Raw genomic sequence first — 20568 nt, 5'->3', positions numbered from 1 at the left:
AGTACCCACGTGTCCGATCTCTACATCCACCGTCTCGCCGCCCTCATCGACCAGGCTGCGAAAGCCAATGAAGAGGCCTTTGGCCAGGCCGCCAGCCGCTTTGCCGACTCGCTCGAGGGCGGCGGGCTGGTGCATCTCTATGGCTCCGGCCATTCGGTGCTGCCGGTGCAGGAAGTGTTTCCGCGCTATGGCAGCTATGTCGGCTTCAACCCCCTGACCGACCCGCGCGTGATGTGGCACAATGTGCTCGGCGCCGGCGGCGTGCGCGAGCTTTTGTGGCTGGAGCGTACGGAAAGATACGCCGAAAAATTCCTCGACCACCAGCCGCTCAACAAGGGCGATTCGATCATCATCTTCGGCCATAGCGGCCGCAACTCGTCGGGCATCGACACCGCGCTCTACGCCAGGAAGCGCGGCATCTTCGTCGTCGCTGTCACCAGCAAGAACAATCTGGACAAGCCGGCGACGCACTCGTCCGGCAAGCGGCTGGCGGATGCCGCCGACCTCGTCATCGACACCTGTTCGCCGATCGAGGACGCCATCGTGCCGGTCGAGGGCTGGAGCCGGCCGGTGTCGGGCTCATCGACGGTGCTTGCCATGATCCTGGCGCATGAGCTGATCGCGCGCACGGCCGAGCAGCTCGCCAAGCGCGGCATCGAACTGCCGGTCTTCGCCTCGCCGACCATTGCCGGCGTGACGCTGCACGACACCGACGTCATCTACGGCGTCTACCGCGAGCGCATGCTGGAGGCGCAGCAGAAGCACCTGCCGACCTTCCAGGCAACGATGCGCGGAGAGTGAAAAAAGGGAGGCCCGGCACATGCCGGGCCTCCGACGTCTCGTTCCGCAATTCCTATCCTCTCAACGCCGCTTCGGGCGCCCGGCAGGCGATTTGTTGCCGCGCGGGCCGCTCTGAACCGGCGTGTTGCCCTGGTTTTCCTCCGACAGCTTGCGCCAGCGGGCAAGGCGCTCAGGGTCGAGCGTACCCGCCTTCAACGCAGCCTGCACCGCGCAGCCCGGTTCGTGGACATGGGTGCAGTCGCGGAACTTGCACAGCGGTGCGAGCTCGGTGATTTCGGCAAACAGCGTGTCGATGCCGGATGCGACGTCGCTGACATGCAGCGTGCGCATGCCCGGCGTGTCGATTACCCAGCCGCCACCGGCGATGGGGTGCAGCGACCGCGCCGTGGTGGTGTGGCGACCCTTGGCATCGTGCTCGCGAATGCCCGCAGTCTGTTGCGGCGATTGCTGCGCCGCTCCGGCCAGCGTGTTGACCAGCGTCGATTTGCCCACGCCGGAGGAGCCGACCAGCGCCACCGTCTGCCCTGCGCCACACCAGGGAGCAAGCGCCGCTGCGGCATCGGCGACGCGCGGGTTCAGCGTCACTACGGGCAAACCACGCTGAAGGGCGGCAGCCTGGCTTTGGTATCTCTCGACATCGTCAGCGGTGTCGGCCTTGGTCAGCAGGATCACCGGCGTCGTTCCGGCCTCGTTGGCCAGCGCCAGATAGCGCTCGAGCCGGGCGATGTTGAAATCGGCATTGCAGGACGTCACGATGAACAGCGTGTCGACATTGGCCGCGGCCAGCTGCGGGATCCTGCCTCCCTGTGTGCGGCGCTCCAGCACCGTCTTGCGGGTCAGGCGGCGGCGCAGCAGATGCGTATGCGGCTCGACCAGCACCCAGTCGCCGACGGCATAGTCGCCGGTGTTGGCATTGGCCGGCAGCGTCAGATCCACTGGCCCTGCCCGGGACAGGCCGGCCAGGCGGTCGCGGTGCACCGAGGCGATGCGCGTCGGCACGAGGTCTGCCTCATCGGCTTCAAGCTGGTCGCCGAAGAAATCCGTCCAGCCCAGGCTTGCGAGGGAGGCCGTCACGGCTTTGACCAGGGGGACGGCGTCACAGACATCGGAGAGTATCCTTTGGCAAAATGGGCGCGGACCCTCGGGGCGGTTGTTCAAGCCGTGTATGGGCGGCATGGCGGCATTTGGCAAGCCGAACCGCGCCGATGGCCGAGCCGTTTCGCGCACCACGTTGGAACGCATCGCGGCGGTGGTTCGCTGATGCGCTTACGCGTCGTTACTCTCAATGTCTGCAACACGGAAGGCGAACCGGAGCGCCTGGCGGCCATCAACCGGGAGCTGAGGCGGCTCGACCCCGATCTGTCGCTCTCCAGGACGTCGTCCAGACAGCCGATGTGAAATCCCTCGATACGCTGCCGATGGTCTTGATTTGCATGCCACGCATCAGGCCTCGTCGTCGACCTCGAAGTTGGCAGCGACGGCTGAGGATGGCAGGTCGAGAAGCCTGCCAAAAGGGGGAGGGGGATGGCCGGTACCGCAGGGGGCGGGGGGTTGGGATGGGGTTGCCTGAAGCACCGGCCAAAGCGGGACAAGTCCCACGCCCACAAGCTAGCAGAGCTTGGATCGGTTCATATGGTGTGATCGCGGAACTGGCGCAAAAGCGCTTTCACATCCCCGCGCAGGCGTCGGCAACGAGCCCGCAACCGGGGGTTTCCGGTCGGTTGGTGGATTGCGCAAGCGTCGGTTGAAGGCGCTGCGTGAGGCTGTCGTTTTTAGTGCGGTTCGAGTGCTATGCGCTCAGCGACAGGTGCTCAAGGCAGGGCAATCGCGTGGCGCCACCACATGCGATTGTCCTGCTTACGCCACCGGCAGCGTTCGCCCCGCAATCAGATCCGCAGCCTTCTCCGCAATCATGACCACGGCGGCGTTGGTGTTCGACGACACGATGCTTGGCATGACCGAGCTGTCGCAGACACGCAGGCCTTGCAGACCGCGCACGCGCAGCTCGGGATCGACGACGCTGTCGGCATCGCCGCCCATCCGGCAGGTGCCGACTGGGTGATAGGCGCTGCGGCCATGTTCTCGGGCGAAGGCTTCGAGTGCTGAGCGCCCCTGCATCGCCTTGCCGGGCAGATGCTCGCGGCTGATGTATCTGGCGAAGGCTGGCTGCGACAGGATTTCGCGGCTGATCTCGATGCCGTCGATGGCGCGTTCGAGATCATAGCGCTCGGCGAACGGGTTGGGGTCGATGATGGGCGCATCGCGCAGGTCCGCGGACTTGAGCGTGACGCTGCCGCGCGAACGCGGGCGCACATGGTAGGAGTTCAGCGTGCAGCCATTGCCGCCGGGAACCGAGCCGATGCCTTCCTCGACGCCGGCGCCGGGCAGGAAATGGAACTGGATGTCCGGCGTCTTCTCCGCGCGGTCGCCCCACCAGAAGCCGCCGGCCTCGACGATGTTGGAGGCCGCCGGCCCCTTGCCGAACAGCGCATATTCAAGACCGGCGACCGCCTGCCAGCGTTTCTTCTTGTAACGGTCGATGCCATGCGGGCCGTTGAGTTCGGCGACGACGTCGACGTCCATGTGATCGTGCAAATTCTGGCCGACGTTTTTGGAATCGTGGATCACCTTGATGCCGTGCTGGCCGAGATGCGCGGCCGGGCCGATGCCGGACAGCATCAGCAATTTCGGCGAGCCGATGGCGCCGGCGGTGACGATGACTTCGCGCTCGGCGCGGAGCAGTTCGGTGCGGCCGTTGACGATGATCTCGACACCGATGGCGCGGCCGTTCTCGACCACGATGCGGCTGACGGAGGCGTCGGTGCGTAGCGTCAGATTCTTGCGGCCGAGCGCCGGCTTCAGATAGGCGACCGCCGTGCTCGAGCGTTTCCCCCGACGCGTCGTCGTCTGGTAGAAGCCGGCGCCCGCCTGCTCACCGGCGTTGAAGTCGGCGCGGAAAGGAAGGCCCGCCTGCTGCGCCGCCTTGACGAAGATGCGGGTCAGCGGATGCGGCGCACCGCTGGAGACGCCGAGCGGGCCGTCAATGCCGTGCTGCGCATCGGCAAACGTGTCGTTGCCCTCGGAGCGGACGAAGTAGGGCAGCACGTCGGCATAGCTCCATCCGGCACAGCCATCGTCGGTCGCCCAGCCATCGTAGTCCTGCGGGCAACCACGGGTGAACACCTGGGCGTTGATCGAGGAGCCGCCGCCGAGCACACGCGCCTGCGGATAGACCATGGTGCGGCCGTCGATCTCCTTGCCGGGCGCGGTGTCATAGCCCCAGATCAGCGGCCCCGACGTCATCTTGAAGAAGCCGACCGGCAGATGGATGTAGCGATCGGTGTCGGGCGGACCGGCCTCGAGCAGCATGACGGACACGTCCGGGTCCTCGCTCAGCCGGGCGGCCAGAATGCAGCCAGCCGAACCGCCGCCGACAATGATGTAATCCGTCATTTCCACTCCCGGGTTCTCTTTGTTGGAACATGATCTCCGGACAAAACGGTTTCTCGATTTGTCCGAGAAAACCGGTTCCCACTTCTAGGGATCATGCTCCGGCGGGCGATGAAAATCACCGCCCCTTCCTCTTGCGCGCGACGATCTCAAGTCGCTTGTGCCACGTCAAGAGAAAGGGTATGGTTATCGTGTTGAAGGGTTGTCGTACAAGTGGAGGAGCTTGACGATCCTCACCAGGAGGTCCCGGCCGCGCTCCCTGCGCAAGATGCCGGGCGGAACAGAATTCAATCGGGAGGTTTCGAGGTATGAACGACACGAAGAATTTTGCGGTCAACCGGCGCACGCTGATGATGGGCGCCACCGCCGGCGTGGCGGCACTCGCCATGCCGAGCGTGCTGCGCGCGCAGGACAAGCCGACACTGGTGACGTCGATCCGCTCGCTGTCCAACCCCTATCACGCGGTGTGGAAGACCGGCGCCGAAGCGTATGCCAAATGGGCCGGGCTGGAACACGTCACGCTGGTTTCGGAAGGCAACAGCGAGAAGGGCATTGCCGACATCAAGGCGATGCTGGCCAAGACCGGCGGCAACATGGTGCTGAATTCCGATCCCAACGACACGCCCGATGCGCGCCCGATCGTCGAGGCCTGCGCCAAGGCCGGCGCCTATGTGGTGACCCAGTGGAACAAGCCTGGGGATCTGCACCCGAAGGATTTCAACCCGAACTATGTCTCGCATATCGAGTTCGACGGCATCGACAGCGGCAAGACCATCGCCGAGATCCTGTTCAAGACCATTGGCGGCAAGGGCGGCATCGTCGCACTCGGCGGCCTGATCTCGACCACGGCGGCGATCGAACGCAAGAAGGGCCTCGATGCGGCGCTCGCCGCCAACCCGGACATCAAGCTGCTCGACTTCCAGGTCGCCAACTGGAAGTCGACCGAAGCCTTCGACCTGATGGGCAATCTGCTCACCCGCTTCGGCGACGACATCAAGGGCATCTGGGCGGCCAATGACGATATGGGCTCGGGCGCTCTGGAAGCGCTGCGTGCCGAAAATCTCGCCGGCAAGGTGCCGATCGTTGGCGTCGACGGCATCAAGACGGCGGTCGATGCGGTGCGCACCGGCGAGTTCGCCTGCACCGTCACTTCGGATCCGTTCTGGCAGGGCGGCATGGGTCTGGCCATCGGCTACAACGCCAAGATCGGCAAGTTCGACCCAACCAAGGAGCCCACGGAGCACCGTGAGTTCTACGGCAAGGCGGTGCTGATCTCGCACGACAATGTCGAGGAATATTACAAGACCAATGTCGATGCGAAGCCCGAGATCGACTGGAACGATCTGTGGGGCCGGGTCACCGGAGCAATCCGCACCTGATCCATCGGAGTGGGCTGCAACTCCCTGGCGGCCCGCTTCCTCCCGCAGCCGTCGCGATCCCCTTGTCGCGACGGCTGTCACCAGCAGACGGGAAGCGGTTTCTTGACAATCCATACAGAACCCCTGAAGTCCGTTTCGGACATCGAGCGGACGACGCCCATGACACCGTTCCCCGGCCGCATCGCGACATTCCTGGGCGGCAGGCGCTGGCGCAGCCTGGCGCCGCTGGCGGTGCTGATTGTACTCTGCGTACTCATCGCCATTGCCAACCCCAATTTCATCGAGCTGCGCAATCTGGTGCGGCTTGCGAATTCCGCCGCCGTGCCGCTGACGCTGGCCATGGGGCTGACCTTCATCATCCTGATGGGCAGCATCGACCTCGCAGTCGAAGGCACGCTTTCGGTGGCGGCGATGGTGCTTGTGCTGCTCGCCGCCAATGACGGCAACGGCAACGACTATGGCTGGTGGGCGGTGCTCGCTGCCATCGCCGCCGGCACCGCCATGGGCTTCGTCAGCGGTCTCGTCCAGACCATGCTGCGCATCCCGTCCTTCATGGGCACGCTCGGCATGTGGTTCATCGGCCTGGGCCTGTCGGTCTATATGCTGGGCGGCACGGCCATCAAGCTGAACGACGCCTCGATCCGCGACCTGGCCTTGCACCGTTTCCTCGGCCTGCCGGTGGCGGTCTGGGTCGCGTTCGGCGCCTTCCTGCTCGCCACCGTCATCCAGTACCACACCAAGCTCGGCCGCCACATATTGGCGATCGGCGGTGATGAGGATGTCGCCAAGCTCTCCGGCGTCAATGTCGTGCGCGTGCGCATCATCGCCTTTGCGCTGGCCGGGTTCTTCTTCGGCATTGCCGGTGTGCTGGCCGCGGCACAGCTCGGCCAGTCGCATGCCGTCATCGGCGACGGCAGGCTGTTTGCCGCGGTTACCGCAGTGGTCGTCGGCGGCACCGCTTTGACCGGCGGCGAGGGCGGTGTGGTCAACACGCTGATCGGTGTGCTGATCGTCACCGTGCTTGCCAATGGCATGATCCTGCTCGGCATCTCGCCCTACATCCAGCAGACGGTGCAGGGTCTGATGATCATCGCCGCGGTGGCGCTGTCGCTCGACCGTGTCCGCCTGAAAATCGTCAAGTGAACGCCATGCTGCAGGCGTCCAACATCATCAAGAATTTCCCCGGCGTCCAGGCGCTGCGCGACGTCTCCATCGAGGTGCGGCCCAATGAAGTTGTCGGGCTGATCGGCGAGAACGGCGCCGGCAAGTCGACGCTGATGCGGGTGCTGGCCGGCGGCTACCGGCCGGATGGCGGCTCGCTCACGCTGGATGGCGAACAGCTGCGCATGCGCAACGCCCGTGATGCGGCCAGGCATGGCATCGGCATGGTGTTCCAGGAGCAGTCGCTGGTGCTGAACCTGACGGTTGCCGAAAACATCTATCTCGGCGAAGAGGACCGCTTCACCCGCTTCGGCATCGTCCATTGGCGCGCCATGAACGCGGCGGCGCGGCGGCAACTGGCCAAGATCGGCATCGACATCGACGTCACCGCGCGCACCTCCGAACTCACCTTCGCCGCGCGCCAGATGGTCGAGCTCGCCAAGGCGCTGACCCTGGAGGAAGTGGTCGAGCGGCAGTTGCTCATCCTGCTCGACGAGCCGACCTCGGTGCTCAACGCCGCCGACATCGAGGTGCTGTTCGCGCGGGTGCGCTCGCTCAAATCCCGGGCCAGCTTCGTCTTCGTCTCGCACCGCCTCGACGAGGTGCTCAATATCTCCGACCGCGTCTACACGATGAAGGATGGCGCCGTCGTTGCCGAACATCGTGCAGCCGAAGTCACCGCGCCTGAGCTGCACGAGATCATGGTCGGGCGCGGCCTGCAGGCCGAGTATTATCGCGAGGCCCGCCAGCTGGCGCCGCGACATACCGTGATGGTCGAGGCCAAGGGCCTTGGCGCCAACGGTTTCTATCACGGCGTCGATCTCTCGATCCGGGCGGGCGAGATTGTCGGCATTGCCGGCGTCGTCGGCTCCGGCCGCGAGGAGGTGACGCGCACCGTTGGCGGCTTCGTCCAGCATGATGCCGGCGAGATGAAAATCGCCGGCGATGCCGTGCGCTTCTCCTCGCCGGAACCGGCGGTGCGCAAGGGCATCGGCTATGTCCCGCGCGAGCGCCGGCTCGAAGGGCTGGTGATGTTCCTGTCGATCGCGGAGAACATTTCGCTGGCCGATCTCTCCAGCGTCATGCGCCATGGCGCCATCGATTATGGCAAGGAGCGCCGGCTTGCCGCCGACTGGATCAAGCGGCTGCGCATCAAGGCGCCCGGCCCCGATGCCGCCTGCCGCAAGCTCAGCGGCGGCAACCAGCAGAAGGTGGTGCTGGCGCGCTGGATGACGGCGGGCTCGCGCATCCTGGTGCTCGACCATCCCACACGCGGGCTCGACGTCGGAGCCAAGGAAGAGGTCTACGAGCTGGTGCGCGATCTCTCCGCGCAAGGCGTGGCGATTCTTTTGATTTCCGACACGCTGGAGGAAACGATCGGCCTGTCGCACCAGGTGCTGGTGATGCGCGATGGTGCAATCACCGCGCGCTTCGATGCCAGTCCGGGCAACAAGCCGAACCAGGTCGATCTTCTCAGGGCAATGGTGTGAGCCGATGAATGAAGCGTTCTCCATCAGGCGGGTTTTCGAAGGCAAGTGGACGCAAGGCGCCATTCCACTGGTGCTGCTTGTCGGCCTGCTTTTGATCATCGAGATCGCCGCGCCCGGCTTCCTGACCGGCGAGACCGTGGCGCTTTTGTTTGCCAACACCGCCGTGCTGTTCATCCTGGCGACCGGCGTCACCTTCGCCATTCTGCTCGGCGGCATCGATTTGTCGATCCAGGCGGTGGCGTCACTAGCCAGCGTCATCCTGGCGCAATTGCTGCCGTCGCTCGGCCTCGCCGCCTTTCCGGTGGCGATCCTGTCGGGGCTCGCCTTCGGCGTGTTGAGCGGCGTCGTTCACGTCAAGCTGCGCGTGCCGTCCTTCGTGGCGACGCTCGCCACCGGCGGCGTCGTCACCGGCCTGGCGCTCTGGGTCTCCAATGGCCGCGCCATCACCATCGAGGAGGCTGGTCGCGAAAACACCGCCTGGATCAACGCCACTGTCGCCGGCATTCCCGTGGTGGTGCTGATTTCGACGGTGATCGGCATCGCCGCCTTTCTGGCGCTGCGCTACACGCGCTTCGGCCGCCAGGCGATTGCGGTCGGCGCCGGCGAACCGGCGGCGTGGGCGGCGGGCATCAATGTCGACCGCACCAAGATCATCGCCTTTGCCGCGTCGGGTATGCTCGCGGCCATCGCCGGCGTCGTGCTGGCGGCCAGGCTGTCGAGCGGCTCGCCAGTGCTGGCCAACCAGCTGCTGCTGCCGGCCATCGCCGCCGTCATTGTCGGCGGCACGGCGATCACCGGCGGGCTCGGCGGCGTTGCCCGCACGGCGGTCGGCGCGCTGATCATCTCGATCGTGCGCATCGGCATGACCTTTGTCGGCGTCAATATCTTCCTGGAAAACATGGTGTTCGGCGCGGTGCTGATCGCTGCCGTCGCCATTACCATCGACCGCAGCAAGATCGCGGTCATCAAGTGATCCCGCCTCCCAGGCAAGCGCGGACAGGACGGGACCGCATCGGCGCGAGGCCGATGCGGTCCGGCCCGATCGGATCACATCGTGTCGAGGCCGATCAGCTCGATCTTGTAGCCGTCGGGGTCTTCGACGAAAGCGATGTGGGTGGTGCCGTGCTGCATCGGGCCGGGCTTGCGCGGGATCTTGGCGCCGCGCTTTTCCAGTTCGGCGCAGACGGCGTAGATGTCGTTGACGCCGAGCGCCAGATGGCCGAAGCCGGTGCCGATCTCGTAGGGCTCCTCGCGGCCCCAGTTCAGCGTCAGCTCGACGACGGCTTCCTTGTCCTCGGGGCCGTAGCCGACAAAGGCGTTGGTGAACTTGCCGCCGGGGTAGTCGTCGCGGCGCAGCAGGGTCATGCCGAGCACCTCGGTGTAGAAGGCGATCGACTTGTCGAGGTCGAGCACCCTGATCATGGTGTGCATATAGCGAAATCCCGGGGCGTCGCTCATTGGGGAAGTCCTCCGAATTCTGTGATTTGCGGGTCTGATCATCCACATCGAACACTTGGCGGCAAGACGGCCTCGCTTGATGTTCTCAATCAGGGTTGTATGATAACACGACAACGTCGGTATTTGTCCAGTCGTTTTGCCGAGGGGCCCAGAGCCAATCCATGAATGCCGCGCCCTCCGCATCGCAGATCGCAGCCCTGGCCGGCCTGCTGCCGAATGGCGGGCTGCTGACCGAGGAAGTGGATCTGGCGCGCTACAGCCGCGATTGGTCGGGCGATCATTTCGGCCGGCCGCTGGCGGTGGCGCGGCCCTCTTCGGTTGAGGAGATGTCGGCGCTGATGCGGTTCTGCCATGCCGAGCGCATTCCGGTCGTGCCGCAAGGCGGCCTGACCGGGCTCGTGGGCGCCGCAGTGGCGGCGGATGGCGGCGAGATCGTCATCTCGCTGGAGCGCATGAACCGTATCCGTTCGATCAGCCCGATCGACTTTGCCATGGTGGTCGAGGCCGGCTGCATCCTCGAGGACGCCAAGCGTGAGGCTGAAGCGAGCGACTGCCTGCTGCCGATCACCTTCGGCGCGCAAGGCAGCTGCCGCATCGGCGGCAATGTCGCCACCAATGCCGGCGGCTTCAACGTGCTGCGCTACGGCATGACGCGCGACCTGGTGCTTGGCCTCGAAGTGGTGCTGGCCGACGGCCGCATCTGGAACGGGCTGAAAGTGCTGCGAAAGGACAATCGCGGCTATGATCTGAAGCAGATCTTCATCGGCTCGGAGGGCACGCTCGGCATCGTCACCGCGGCGGCGCTGAAACTATTCCCCAAGCCGACGCAGATCGAAACCGCGCTGGTTGGCCTGCGCTCCGTCGAGGACGCGATGGCACTCTATGCAAGGGCGAGGCGCGATTGCAGCGATTTGCTCACCGCCTTCGAACTGATCCTGCGCGGCGGCATCGAGATCACCATGCGCGAAGGCCAGGATTTTCCCGATCCGCTCAGCCAGCCCTATCCGGTCTATGTGCTGATCGAGGTGTCGTCGGGCGGGCTGATCGACCTCTCCAATATGCTGCTGGGGTTTCTCGGCAGCGTCGAGGACATCGTCGAGGACGGCGTCATCGCTTCGACCAGGGCTCAAGGTGAGCGGTTGTGGCTCTACCGCGAGATCATGGTCGAGCGGCAGGGCAGGGGCGGGCGCTACTTGCGCACCGATGTGTCGGTGCCGATCTCCAGGCTTGCCGATTTCGTCACCGATGCGCTGGCCGCCTTGGAGAAAGCCCGGCCCGACGCGCTGGCCGTCACCTACGGCCATGTCGGCGACGGCAACATCCACCTCAACGTCGTGCCGCCGGAAGGCATGGGCACCGAGGCGATGGAACATCTGTTCGAGCAGGCGGAAGCCGAGATCTTCACCGTCGTCGATCGCTATGGCGGCTCTATCAGCGCCGAGCACGGCATCGGCCGGGTCAAGCAGAAGGCGTTCCTCGAACGCATCGATCCGGTGACGCTCGACCTCGCCGCCGGCATCAAGGACGCATTCGACCCGCGCCACATTCTCAGCAACGGCCGCATTCTGGCGTCCGCACCCGCCGTCGACTATAGGTGAGCGATGACGCTGAAACTCGACAAGGTCAATCGCGGCCCACACCTCTCCACTCTGGTGGCCAGTTCCATCTCGCGCGAGATCGCGCAAGGCCGGCTGAAGCCGGGTGACCAGCTGCCGACCGAGGCGGCGCTGGCAACCACTTTCGGGGTCAGCCGCAACGTGGTGCGCGAGGCGATCGCGCGGCTGCGCTCGGAAGGCCGAATCTGGTCGCAGCAGGGGCGCGGCGCCTTCGTGGTCGAGAGCAACAACCCGACGGTGCTGACCATCGACCATGAGACGCTGCAGCGCGCCGACTCGTTTCGCAATCTGTTCGAACTGCGTGGCATCCTCGAAGTGCAGGCGGCGGCCCTTGCCGCAAAACGGCGCAGCGACGCCGATCTCAAAGCCATGGGCGATGCGCTGTCCGGCATGCGCGCCGCCCCCTATGGCAGCGTCGCCTGGCTGCGCAGCGACCTCGAATTCCACCGCACCGTCGCCGAGGCGACGCGCAATTCCTACATGGGCCAATTCCTGGTCTTCGTGTCCGAGCGGGTGCGCGAAAGCATTCTCGCCGCCGGCAACCAGCAAAAGTCGGACGACATGGCCCGCATCACGCTCGGCGAACATGAGCGCATCCTGAGAGCGATCCGTGCCGGCGACGCCGAAGGAGCGCAAGCGGCGATGCGCGACCACCTGGCGGGTGCGGCGTTGCGGGTGGGGTTGCATGAGGGGGAAGCTGCGGAGATAGCGCCGGGGCCCGAGGCAGCGTCTCCGGTACGGCATTCGCGGTTGCGGAAGGCTGTGCGCGGGCAGGCTTAGGGATAGCCTTGCCTTGTCCGCGCGCTGGGCCAATCGCCTATGGCAGCGCTGACCTCCACTCCGTCTCGGCTTCGCCGAGCCACCTTGCCGGGGCGAGCCACGGGTCTCGCCCGTCCTTCGGACCCCCCATTTCATGGGGGATGAGGAAATGCCAATCTCCGAGATCGCAGCCCTTCAAAAGCTTGGGTTTCCTCTCCCCCACGAATGTGGGGGTAGAGGTGGCTCGGCGAAGCCGAGACGGAGTGGGGAGCGCCATATCAGATTTCACTCGGTCGTCGGCTCAACCAGCTCAGGGCCGGAGATAGGCCGCCACCCCACCGCGCTATTTCAGCGGCAGAAACAGCTCAAGCACCACCTCACGCACCGGTCCGTTCGACGAAAAGTGCCGCTGGCAATAGATCGGAAAGTCGCGCGCCTCCTCGCCGCTGGCCGGAAGCCATTCGCGATAGAGGTAAAGCGCGGCCGGCTCGAGATTGTTGGTGTTGCCGGGGTAGCGCAGCACCGCGCAGCGTCCGCCGGGGATCACGCCGGCCTTCATCTGCGCGCCCTCGATCGGCCCATCCTCTACCGGCAGCTCGGTTCCGGCGCAGATGTCCATGCTGTAGTCGGCCGGGTTCGCCGGCTCCCTTTCGGAACGGAAGATGTTGAAGGTCGAGCTTGTCTCGGGCGACAGGCCGGCGGCCTTGCGCCAGGCGATGAAGCGCTGGATGGTGTCAGGAAGCGTCGCCCGATCGCCGCGATGCTCCAGGATCGCCACCGGCGTGGGCGGCACATCCCGGATCATCACGTCGCCGGGTTCAAAAATTATCTGCATGAGCGTGGTCCTTGCTTTGTCGAGCGGCCCGAAGGCCATGAGCCACGCCCCCCAGTCGGGAGACTTCCGGAACGACGAAGGCGATTGTCCGAACCGCTGCCGAAAAGCGCGGGCGAAGGCATCCGGTGCGTCGTAGCCGGCATCCATCGCTATGTCGGTGACGCTGTGGGCGTCGCTCTCGGCCAACCGGTACGAAGCGCGTTTCAGGCGGGCGAGCTGGACATAGCGATGCACGGACACCCCGAAGGTGGACGTGAACTGCCGGTGAAAATGGAATTTCGAGAACGCCGCAACGCCGCTCAACGCTTCCAGGCCCAGATCGTCGTCGAGATGCTGGTCGATATGATCCAGCACCCGCCGCATCCGGGCATGGTAGTTTTCAAGTGGCGTCATCAAACGTCTCGTCCTGCGTGGCGACACCAGATAGGCGCGTCAGGGCATTTCGCGCTCGACCGATATTGCGGTTTGACACGGATGGACGCGTGCCGCATCTCCGGCGCGCATTAACGACTGCGGATGGCTGCGGGCAGGTCGCAAGATAGGCAGTGGCTCAGTCTGTCCGGTCGGCGGACTGTTCCAACACGACATCGAGAGTGATCATCGCAGGGCTAAGGTCGCTGGCGGCAGTGTGAATGACCTGCCGTACCCGTCGGATTGGTGAAGCTAAGCAGAAGGCGACGCGTCTTTTGCTTTTACGTCAGAAACGAAGGGAAACTCCGCGCCGTTGAATGCCCACCAGTAGCGATTAATAATCTGCCACCAAGTCAAGTAAATGCGCTTTGACTTGTCGCTGCCTAGGCTTTCGGCAGCAGCATTGTAGGCTATGGCGTCCATTGCGCGCATCGGAGGCGGCTCCTCTGCGTAGAGGCGTTTAAGGGTCGCCTCCCAATCTCTGACCGTTGAGGGGCTAGGCTTGTCGGCCTCAGCGATTTCCGCCGTTAGTTCGTAGAAACGGCGTTGCAAAAATTCATGTGTGCGCGCCTTACCTCCAAAGTCGAACACCAACTGCAATAGTCCCGCCATGGTTGCCACAAAAGCCAGAACCGCCGGGGGAGCGAAGGTCTTCTCAAAATCGGCTACGGCCGCTGCGCCCGCTGCGACAATTATCAAGCTCATGAGCCGGTTGAGCAGGTCGTAGTAGTTGCGCCGCGCGGTGTGGTAGATCGCGTTTCTGAGCGCATCAAAATTGATTTTAGACGGTTCGCGCATCGCATTTGCCATCAGTTTGGGGGCGGTTTAACTCCCGGCCCCGCCATCCTAATATAGATCTTATTCCCGACCGGAGCAAATATGAGAGGTTTGATACTCTCGTATCCAAGTTTTTCAGTTATCGCTCCAAGCGCATCAACGAAGCCAGACTTATACGCGTCGAAATTGTCAGATTTTAGAACGGCGCGAAAATCAGAAGCGTCATTTTGTGACACCTCGATGTATGAAATCTGTCCGGCCTTGGCATTGGCGATCAATGCACCTGGCTGCCCATCAAGCATCACTTGATATTCCCCAGGCGGCACGCGGTATTGCCTTACGAGGGGAAAACCGGGCAGGTTCCATTCAAAATTGTCGAGAGAATTGCCCTTCGCATCGGTGGCGGAAATGGACAGTTCTTTGGACGGATTTTGGACATAGACTGCTATCCCACTCTGATCGGGAGGCATCTCAATCCACTTCTGTACATCGCCAGCAAATGCTGGAAGCGCGGCCGATGTTGTTGCAAGAAAAATCAGTGCTGCCCGCAACATCGGGTTCCCCAAATTCGATGAAGTGAGCACGGTAATGACATATCTATGGATTGATTGCTATCTGCGCTTTCTGGACTTGCCCAGGCCTGCGGATTCGTCTTTGTGTCTCTACTGTAGCCATGCAGCTGCGGCGTTTTGAGCATTCGCTTCAGCGTGTCTTTAGCTGCATATATCCGTTTTTCACTAGGTTCTAGAATGGCCTACGACGAATTTGAGATTGACAGAATTAAGCACGCTCTTGGCGACATGTGCATTGCATGGGCACATCTTGAGGAAGGGTGCTTCATGGTCCTCTTTTACACCATGCGGGATATCGAATACACGGCCTATGAACTTATCCGAAACGAGCTCGACCTTCGCGGTGCTTTGCAGGTCTGCAAGGGACATGCGGTCGCTAACCGCTGGGAGCGCCACAGCGACCATATCCCTATCCTGGTTGACTTGATCGATGGTGAAATTCGAGCAGCCCGCAACCGATTTATCCACGACCCAATCACTAGTGGGGTAACATCGTACATTCGCCAATCATACGTGACGCGCTACCGAAAGAGCCCACACAAACTCGACGTGCATATCGGCACCCATACCGAGGTGAGCTCCGAAGAGATTTATACATTCACGCGCGCCGTGCGGGCACTAGAGCGCTACGCTGGGTCAATCGTCCAATATCTCGATTGGTTGGATGGTGAGCGTCAATTCGATTGGGAGTTTCCGTCGATGGAACTCGCTCAGCTAGGCGCGCACTTTGCCATCACCGAGTACACCCAGATCGCCAAATCGCGGGGTTCAGTTCGATAATCCTCTGGCACCCATGGCGCTCAAATATATGATCGCGCTGCCTTATCGGTCCGGCCCCATCACTCCACCGCCGCCTCCACCAGCGACACACCATTCAACCCCGCCACAATATCCGACAGCGCCGGCACGAACTTCTCGCCATGGCCGGTGGTAACCGCCGTGGCAAAGCCGTTGCGCACCGCCGCGCCGATCGGGTTGGCGATGCCGGCGGCGTGGGCGAAGGAGGCGAGATAGGTCATGTCCTTGAGCGCATTGGCGATGGCGAAGCGTTGGGCGTTTTCGTTGCGGTTGAGGACGAAATCGAAGAAGGCCTGGTAGAAGCCGCAATCCATGCGGCTGCCGGAGATGACGCTGTTGAAGACCTGCGGCGTCAGCCCGGCCTTGGCGCCCAGGCTCAGCGCTTCGGAATAGATCGCGGAATAACCCATCGAGACGAAATTGTTGAGCAGCTTCATGGTGTGGCCGCTGCCGGTCGGGCCGGTGTGGACGATGCGGGCGGCAAACGCCTCCAGCACCGGCCGGGCGCGGGCGACGATCTCGGCCGCGCCGCCGACCATGACGTCGAGCTTGCCCTCGGTGGCTTCCTTGGGCGTGCGCGCCAGCGGCGCGTCGATCAGCGTCATCCCCTGCTCCGCGAGGTCGGCGGCAAGCGCTGTCGTCGATGACGGGTTGGAGGTCGAGCAGTCGATGATCAGCAACGGTTTAGCTGCCGCAGCAAGGCCATCCTGGCCTTTGACCAGCGCTTCGACCTCGTGCGAGCCGGTGACGCACAGGATGACGATGTCGCTCGCGGTGGCGAGCGCGCGAGGGCTTGGCGCTTCGGTGGCGCCGGCGGCGATCAGCCGGTCGGCGGCCGTGCGGCTGCGGTGGACATGCACCGTCAGCGGCCAGCCCTTGCGCAGCAGATTGTCGGCCATGCCGGCGCCCATGCTGCCCAGGCCGATGAAGCCGATGCGTTCTTTCATGCAATCCTCCCATGGCTCGTGCCAGCGGGCCGAACTTTCGTCACCTTGCGGCGGGCACCCGTCGATGCAATTCTTTGAATAAGATTCGGCCTTCGAACAAGAATCGAACCGGAGTGCCACCGATGGCGGAGCCCATGACTTTCGACGCCATACCGCAGGCGCCCAACCTGCGGACGGGTCTGGTCAACACGCTGATTGCGCAGATCGAATCCGGCGACCTTGCGCCGGGGCAGCGGCTGCCGACCGAGCAGGAGATTGTTGCTGCCACAGGCGTCAGCCGCACCGTGGTGCGCGAGGCGCTGGCGGCGCTGCGTGCGCGCGGGCTGATCACCACGCGCCAGGGGCTCGGCGCCTTCGTCACCAATGACCCGATGCCGAAGACATTTTCCGTGCTGCCCGACGATCTCGAATCGATCGACGAGGTGCTGCGCGTGCTCGAACTGCGCATGGGCATCGAGGTGGAAGCGACCGGCCTTGCGGCCCAACGGCGCAGCGAGGCGGCGCTCCAGCAGATGAGCGCGCGGCTCGACGCGCTGGACGCGGCGGTGCGCGCCGGCGGCTCCGGCTCGGAAGAGGATTTTGGTTTCCACCGCGCCATTCTGGCGGCGACGCAGAACCCGAATTTCACCCGGTTGTTCGACACGTTCGGCAGCGCCATGGTACCGCGCCATTGGACGCGGCTCGACCGCATGACCGAGGATGAGCGGGAAAAATATCTCGACCGCATGCAGCGCGAGCATCGCGCCATTCTCGGGGCCATCGAAGCCAGGGACGTCAACGCCGCGCGCCGCGCCATGCGCAGCCATCTGACCAAAAGCTATGCCCGCTTCGAGGATCTGCGCGACAAGGCTGTTCACGATTAGGGAGCCAACCACGGTTGACCGACTGCTCATCCGGCGACCCCGCCGAGATAAAGTTGGCGCATCAGCGACATGTTCCGCCCGGCTCCAAATTGTTGCAATCTTGCCGGGTTGTCATACAACCCTGTAGTCTGGTAAATCCCAGGAAGAGGGATGTCAATCGCGTTGCCATGCGGTATGAGGCTCCCGAAATCAGAACCGTCATCAAAGCCGCAAGTCAGGAAGCAAAATGCAGTCACGGAAATTTGGCCGTACCGGCAGATCAGTCAGCGAGATCGGCTTCGGCGCCTGGGCGATCGGCGCCGCCTGGGGCGAGGTCAATGACGACGATGCGGTCGCCGCCCTGCATGCCGCGCTCGATGCCGGCGTCAGCTTCCTCGACACCGCCGACGTCTATGGCGACGGCCGTTCGGAAAAGCTGATCGCACGGGTGATGAAGGAACGCGGTGGCGCGCGCCCGTTCATCGCCACCAAGGCCGGACGGCGGCTGCCGAAGCAGACGGTCGAGGGCTACAGCGTCGAGAACCTCACCGGCTGGATCGACCGCAGCCTGAAATACCTCGAGACCGACACGCTCGACCTGGTGCAGCTGCATTGCCCGCCGACCGATCTCTACTATCATCCGGAGGTGTTCGAGCGTCTCGACAAGCTCACCGAGCAGGGCAAGATCCGCAATTACGGCGTCAGCGTCGAGCGTGTCGAAGAGGCGCTGAAGGCGATGCAATATCCCGGCGTCGTCAGCGTGCAGATCATCTTCAACGCCTTCCGCCAGCGCCCGGCCGAGCTGTTCTTCGACCAGGCGAAAAAGAACGATGTCGCCGTCATCGCCCGCGTGCCGCTGGCCAGCGGCCTGTTGTCCGGCAAGTTCAGGGCGGACACCAAGTTCGAGACCACCGACCATCGCCTGTTCAACAGGAAAGGCGAAGCCTTCGATGTCGGCGAGACGTTTTCGGGCGTGCCCTATGAGGTCGGCCTAGCGGCGGTCGAGAAGGTGCGGCCGCTGGTGTCAGGCGACACCACGATGGCGAAATTCGCTCTGCGCTGGATCCTGATGTTCGACGCTGTGACGGTTGTCATTCCCGGCGCCCGCAATCCGGCGCAGGCGGTTTCCAATGCGGAAGCGGCGGAGCTTGCGCCGTTGTCCTCCGAGTCGATGGCCAAGGTGAAGGCGGTCTACGACGAGAACATCAAGCCCTACGTGCATCAGCGCTGGTAACCCGGCGCCTGCCGGCCTCGATCGGCTGACTGACCAGAGGTCAGCCGGGCCAAATTGCGTTCGTCCGTCACAAGCCGTGCAGCGGATTCTATGATCCATCGGTCATTTAATCGGCCGCGCCGCTTGTTATTGTGCAGTGCAGCAACGATATTGCTGCGTGTGCGTTGTGTGCACGAGTCTGCCCATTCCGGCGCGCAAGGATACCGATTTGCGAGACATATCCGATACGATCGCCCGGCTGAGCGCGATGCGCGGCCGGCCAGCCGGTGCAGGACAGAGCAAGGACGATCACCTGTCCGAGATGACAGGGTTCGGGTCCAATCCCGGCGCCTTGCGCGCGCGGTTTTATCTCCCTGAAAACCTGCCGAAGCAGGCAGCGCTGGTCGTGGTGCTGCATGGCTGTACCCAGAATGCAGCCGCTTACGATCATGGTTCCGGCTGGACCGAACTTGCCGACGAGCAGGGTTTTGCCGTGCTTTTCCCCGAGCAGCAGCGCGCCAACAACGCCAATCTTTGCTTCAACTGGTTCGTGCCGGGCGATGTAAGCCGCGACAGCGGCGAGGCGCTGTCCATCCGCCAGATGATCGAGGCGGCGGTGGTCACCCACGGTCTCGACCGCAAGCGGATATTCGTCACCGGTCTTTCCGCCGGCGGCGCCATGGCGGCGGTGATGCTGGCGACCTACCCGGACGTGTTTGCCGGTGGCGCGATCATTGCCGGGCTTGCCTATGGCAGCGCCTCGACCATCCCCGAAGCCTTCGACCGCATGCGTGGCCATGGCGGCCCGTCCAGAACCGACCTGCAGCGTCTGCTGCGGGAGGCTTCGCCGCACAAGGGGCCGTGGCCGAGGATTTCGATCTGGCAGGGCTCGGCCGACAGGACCGTGGTGCCTTCCAATGCCGGCGCGGTGCTGGCGCAATGGCAGGGCGTGCACGGCCTGGCTCAAGCGCCGACACGCACGGAAAAGGTCGACGGTCAGAGCCGCAAAGTCTGGTCCGATGGCAAAGGTCGCGACGTGGTCGAGGCATACAGCATTGCCGGCATGGGCCATGGCACACCATTGCAGGCGAGCGGCGACAATGCTCTCGGCAAAGCAGGGCCGTTCATGTTGGATGCCGGGATTTCCTCGACGCGCCACATCGCCCGTTTCTGGGGGCTGACGAAGCCAGAGGTACGACGCACGGCGAAAGCCAAGGCCGCTTCAGGCACTGCATTGCAGCCTTTCTCGCCGAAGGAAAAACCGCGAGCTGTCCGTGTCGATCCGGCCCCGGAGCCTGTCAATCCGCCAGGCGGTCCGGCGGGCGGGATTACCAAGGTCATCGAGGACGCGCTGCGGGCAGCGGGATTGATGCGCCGAGGCTGAGGCTCGCCCCGCACGAAGGACAAGGGCAAGCACCAGCATCATTATCGCAGCAGGCCTTCGTCCTCGAACGCATCCCAGCCCTTCAGTCCGGGCGGCGGGCCATCCGTGTCCCGGGCGTTCCTCGCAGTGCGGGCTTGGCCGGTGCCCTTTCCCGCGCGCGTCAGCGCGGCCTTGCCCGCGCCGCGCCGCCTGTTCTCGGCGACTTCCTGGACATCCTGCTCTCTCCACACGGTTGCCAAATCGCGGTCCAGGACGTCCTCGATGTGGCGCGGGTCGAAAACGTGGAAGGTGACAGACTTTGATCGCCCACGCATCTTGACCGTGCGTGTGCCGGTGCTTTGCAGCCGACCGTCCTTGAGCCATTTGTGGCGCTCGCGCGAAGAGATCGTAAGGATATCCTCGACCTCGCGTGGAAGCACAGGCAGCGCCTCCACTCCCTCCAGTGTTTTGGAGATACTGGCAGAGGCGGCCTTGAACGCTTCCGCTTCGGATTTCGACATTCGCAATGCGATGCGGCCCGTCTCGGCCTTGACGTGCTTCCTGACTGCCCATGGCAGCCGGGCTCTGATTTCACTTTCGATCCCCTTGGAGCGCACGGCGGACCCGAGTGTCGCTGACGGCGACAACGGCCATTCGGCAATCAGTTGCGGGGACGGGCTCATGCCTTCCTGGGGC

20 protein-coding genes are annotated in these 20568 nt (G+C 63.9%); 12 read left to right on the top strand and 8 right to left on the bottom strand.

Annotated features, from left to right (window positions below; all coding sequences use genetic code 11):
* The first annotated feature begins 9 nt into the window (after positions 1-9).
* A complete protein-coding gene (locus ACYG9V_RS29840; protein WP_023686509.1) occupies positions 10-801 on the top strand; it encodes a sugar isomerase domain-containing protein in 792 nt (263 codons plus the stop codon).
* 60 nt (positions 802-861) lie between these two features.
* Here ACYG9V_RS29840 and rsgA read toward each other — a convergent pair whose 3' ends face one another.
* Entirely contained in the window at positions 862-1875 is a 1014-nt protein-coding gene (gene rsgA / locus ACYG9V_RS29835) for a ribosome small subunit-dependent GTPase A (protein WP_352762593.1), read from the bottom strand.
* A gap of 186 nt (positions 1876-2061) precedes the next feature.
* Between rsgA and ACYG9V_RS29830 the strand changes: the two genes are divergently transcribed.
* Complete coding sequence (locus ACYG9V_RS29830; RefSeq protein WP_023691904.1) at positions 2062-2199, top strand: endonuclease/exonuclease/phosphatase family protein; 138 nt, start codon at positions 2062-2064, stop codon at positions 2197-2199.
* Between the two features lie 459 nt (positions 2200-2658).
* On the opposite strand, the gene ACYG9V_RS29825 is transcribed toward ACYG9V_RS29830, so the two are convergent.
* On the bottom strand, positions 2659-4254 hold the full coding sequence (locus tag ACYG9V_RS29825) for a GMC family oxidoreductase (RefSeq protein ID WP_352762592.1): 1596 nt from the start codon (positions 4252-4254) through the stop codon (positions 2659-2661).
* A gap of 305 nt (positions 4255-4559) precedes the next feature.
* Between ACYG9V_RS29825 and ACYG9V_RS29820 the strand changes: the two genes are divergently transcribed.
* The 4 genes from ACYG9V_RS29820 to ACYG9V_RS29805 all read left to right on the top strand — a co-directional run bounded on the left by ACYG9V_RS29820 (position 4560) and on the right by ACYG9V_RS29805 (position 9254).
* A complete protein-coding gene (locus ACYG9V_RS29820; protein ID WP_352762591.1) occupies positions 4560-5630 on the top strand; it encodes a sugar ABC transporter substrate-binding protein in 1071 nt (356 codons plus the stop codon).
* 159 nt (positions 5631-5789) lie between these two features.
* Positions 5790-6773, top strand: a complete 984-nt coding sequence (locus ACYG9V_RS29815) for an ABC transporter permease (RefSeq protein ID WP_352762590.1) — start codon at positions 5790-5792, stop codon at positions 6771-6773.
* A gap of 5 nt (positions 6774-6778) precedes the next feature.
* Positions 6779-8281: a sugar ABC transporter ATP-binding protein gene (locus ACYG9V_RS29810; protein ID WP_352762744.1), complete on the top strand. Its 1503-nt coding sequence runs from the start codon at positions 6779-6781 to the stop codon at positions 8279-8281.
* 4 nt (positions 8282-8285) lie between these two features.
* Positions 8286-9254: an ABC transporter permease gene (locus ACYG9V_RS29805; RefSeq protein WP_023683139.1), complete on the top strand. Its 969-nt coding sequence runs from the start codon at positions 8286-8288 to the stop codon at positions 9252-9254.
* Between the two features lie 74 nt (positions 9255-9328).
* On the opposite strand, the gene gloA is transcribed toward ACYG9V_RS29805, so the two are convergent.
* Positions 9329-9739, bottom strand: a complete 411-nt coding sequence (gloA, locus tag ACYG9V_RS29800) for a lactoylglutathione lyase (RefSeq protein WP_019856614.1) — start codon at positions 9737-9739, stop codon at positions 9329-9331.
* Positions 9740-9900: 161 nt separating this feature from the next.
* Between gloA and ACYG9V_RS29795 the strand changes: the two genes are divergently transcribed.
* Together ACYG9V_RS29795 and ACYG9V_RS29790 are read left to right on the top strand one after the other, a co-directional pair.
* Positions 9901-11337, top strand: a complete 1437-nt coding sequence (locus tag ACYG9V_RS29795) for an FAD-binding oxidoreductase (RefSeq protein ID WP_352762588.1) — start codon at positions 9901-9903, stop codon at positions 11335-11337.
* A 3-nt stretch (positions 11338-11340) separates the two neighbouring features.
* A complete protein-coding gene (locus ACYG9V_RS29790; protein WP_023671079.1) occupies positions 11341-12135 on the top strand; it encodes a FadR/GntR family transcriptional regulator in 795 nt (264 codons plus the stop codon).
* A 322-nt stretch (positions 12136-12457) separates the two neighbouring features.
* On the opposite strand, the gene ACYG9V_RS29785 is transcribed toward ACYG9V_RS29790, so the two are convergent.
* The 3 genes from ACYG9V_RS29785 to ACYG9V_RS29775 form a co-directional block, all read right to left on the bottom strand.
* Entirely contained in the window at positions 12458-13342 is an 885-nt protein-coding gene (locus ACYG9V_RS29785) for an AraC family transcriptional regulator (RefSeq protein ID WP_031197736.1), read from the bottom strand.
* Positions 13343-13612: 270 nt separating this feature from the next.
* Positions 13613-14158: a hypothetical protein gene (locus ACYG9V_RS29780; RefSeq protein WP_023728487.1), complete on the bottom strand. Its 546-nt coding sequence runs from the start codon at positions 14156-14158 to the stop codon at positions 13613-13615.
* 11 nt (positions 14159-14169) lie between these two features.
* Positions 14170-14691 (bottom strand): hypothetical protein, encoded by a 522-nt coding sequence (locus tag ACYG9V_RS29775; protein WP_023691894.1) that lies wholly within the window; start codon positions 14689-14691, stop codon positions 14170-14172.
* Between the two features lie 195 nt (positions 14692-14886).
* On the opposite strand from ACYG9V_RS29775, the gene ACYG9V_RS29770 reads away from it, so the two are divergent.
* The gene (locus tag ACYG9V_RS29770) at positions 14887-15489 is read left to right on the top strand and encodes a hypothetical protein (RefSeq protein ID WP_023691893.1); all 603 of its coding nucleotides are present in this window, start codon (positions 14887-14889) and stop codon (positions 15487-15489) included.
* A gap of 59 nt (positions 15490-15548) precedes the next feature.
* On the opposite strand, the gene ACYG9V_RS29765 is transcribed toward ACYG9V_RS29770, so the two are convergent.
* Complete coding sequence (locus ACYG9V_RS29765) at positions 15549-16574, bottom strand: NAD(P)-dependent oxidoreductase (RefSeq protein WP_352762585.1); 1026 nt, start codon at positions 16572-16574, stop codon at positions 15549-15551.
* Between the two features lie 2 nt (positions 16575-16576).
* Here ACYG9V_RS29765 and ACYG9V_RS29760 point away from each other — a divergent pair, with 2 nt between their 5' ends.
* The 3 genes from ACYG9V_RS29760 (at position 16577) to ACYG9V_RS29750 (ending at position 19893) form a co-directional block, all read left to right on the top strand.
* Positions 16577-17317, top strand: a complete 741-nt coding sequence (locus ACYG9V_RS29760) for a FadR/GntR family transcriptional regulator (RefSeq protein ID WP_352666709.1) — start codon at positions 16577-16579, stop codon at positions 17315-17317.
* A 226-nt stretch (positions 17318-17543) separates the two neighbouring features.
* On the top strand, positions 17544-18530 hold the full coding sequence (locus tag ACYG9V_RS29755) for an aldo/keto reductase (RefSeq protein ID WP_023733546.1): 987 nt from the start codon (positions 17544-17546) through the stop codon (positions 18528-18530).
* 208 nt (positions 18531-18738) lie between these two features.
* Positions 18739-19893: an extracellular catalytic domain type 1 short-chain-length polyhydroxyalkanoate depolymerase gene (locus ACYG9V_RS29750; RefSeq protein ID WP_352762584.1), complete on the top strand. Its 1155-nt coding sequence runs from the start codon at positions 18739-18741 to the stop codon at positions 19891-19893.
* A gap of 41 nt (positions 19894-19934) precedes the next feature.
* On the opposite strand, the gene ACYG9V_RS29745 is transcribed toward ACYG9V_RS29750, so the two are convergent.
* Positions 19935-20555 carry a hypothetical protein gene (locus ACYG9V_RS29745; protein ID WP_352762581.1) on the bottom strand — a complete coding sequence of 207 codons (621 nt, stop codon included), beginning with the start codon at positions 20553-20555 and terminating at the stop codon, positions 19935-19937.
* Positions 20556-20568 lie beyond the last annotated feature (13 nt).

This window comes from Mesorhizobium sp. W016, from assembly GCF_054719485.1.
This window is presented reverse-complemented; position numbering and strand designations above follow the sequence as displayed.

Excerpts from the sequence above, each read along its gene's own strand:
- ACYG9V_RS29830 (WP_023691904.1), top strand. The coding sequence starts at position 2,062 with ATGCGCTTACGCGTCGTTACTCTCAATGTCTGCAACACGGAAGGCGAA.
- ACYG9V_RS29825 (WP_352762592.1), bottom strand. The coding sequence starts at position 4,254 with ATGACGGATTACATCATTGTCGGCGGCGGTTCGGCTGGCTGCATTCTG.
- ACYG9V_RS29820 (WP_352762591.1), top strand. The coding sequence starts at position 4,560 with ATGAACGACACGAAGAATTTTGCGGTCAACCGGCGCACGCTGATGATG.
- ACYG9V_RS29815 (WP_352762590.1), top strand. The coding sequence starts at position 5,790 with ATGACACCGTTCCCCGGCCGCATCGCGACATTCCTGGGCGGCAGGCGC.
- ACYG9V_RS29810 (WP_352762744.1), top strand. The coding sequence starts at position 6,779 with ATGCTGCAGGCGTCCAACATCATCAAGAATTTCCCCGGCGTCCAGGCG.
- ACYG9V_RS29805 (WP_023683139.1), top strand. The coding sequence starts at position 8,286 with ATGAATGAAGCGTTCTCCATCAGGCGGGTTTTCGAAGGCAAGTGGACG.
- gloA (WP_019856614.1), bottom strand. The coding sequence starts at position 9,739 with ATGAGCGACGCCCCGGGATTTCGCTATATGCACACCATGATCAGGGTG.
- ACYG9V_RS29795 (WP_352762588.1), top strand. The coding sequence starts at position 9,901 with ATGAATGCCGCGCCCTCCGCATCGCAGATCGCAGCCCTGGCCGGCCTG.
- ACYG9V_RS29790 (WP_023671079.1), top strand. The coding sequence starts at position 11,341 with ATGACGCTGAAACTCGACAAGGTCAATCGCGGCCCACACCTCTCCACT.
- ACYG9V_RS29785 (WP_031197736.1), bottom strand. The coding sequence starts at position 13,342 with ATGACGCCACTTGAAAACTACCATGCCCGGATGCGGCGGGTGCTGGAT.
- ACYG9V_RS29780 (WP_023728487.1), bottom strand. The coding sequence starts at position 14,158 with ATGCGCGAACCGTCTAAAATCAATTTTGATGCGCTCAGAAACGCGATC.
- ACYG9V_RS29775 (WP_023691894.1), bottom strand. The coding sequence starts at position 14,691 with ATGTTGCGGGCAGCACTGATTTTTCTTGCAACAACATCGGCCGCGCTT.
- ACYG9V_RS29770 (WP_023691893.1), top strand. The coding sequence starts at position 14,887 with ATGGCCTACGACGAATTTGAGATTGACAGAATTAAGCACGCTCTTGGC.
- ACYG9V_RS29760 (WP_352666709.1), top strand. The coding sequence starts at position 16,577 with ATGGCGGAGCCCATGACTTTCGACGCCATACCGCAGGCGCCCAACCTG.
- ACYG9V_RS29755 (WP_023733546.1), top strand. The coding sequence starts at position 17,544 with ATGCAGTCACGGAAATTTGGCCGTACCGGCAGATCAGTCAGCGAGATC.
- ACYG9V_RS29745 (WP_352762581.1), bottom strand. The coding sequence starts at position 20,555 with ATGAGCCCGTCCCCGCAACTGATTGCCGAATGGCCGTTGTCGCCGTCA.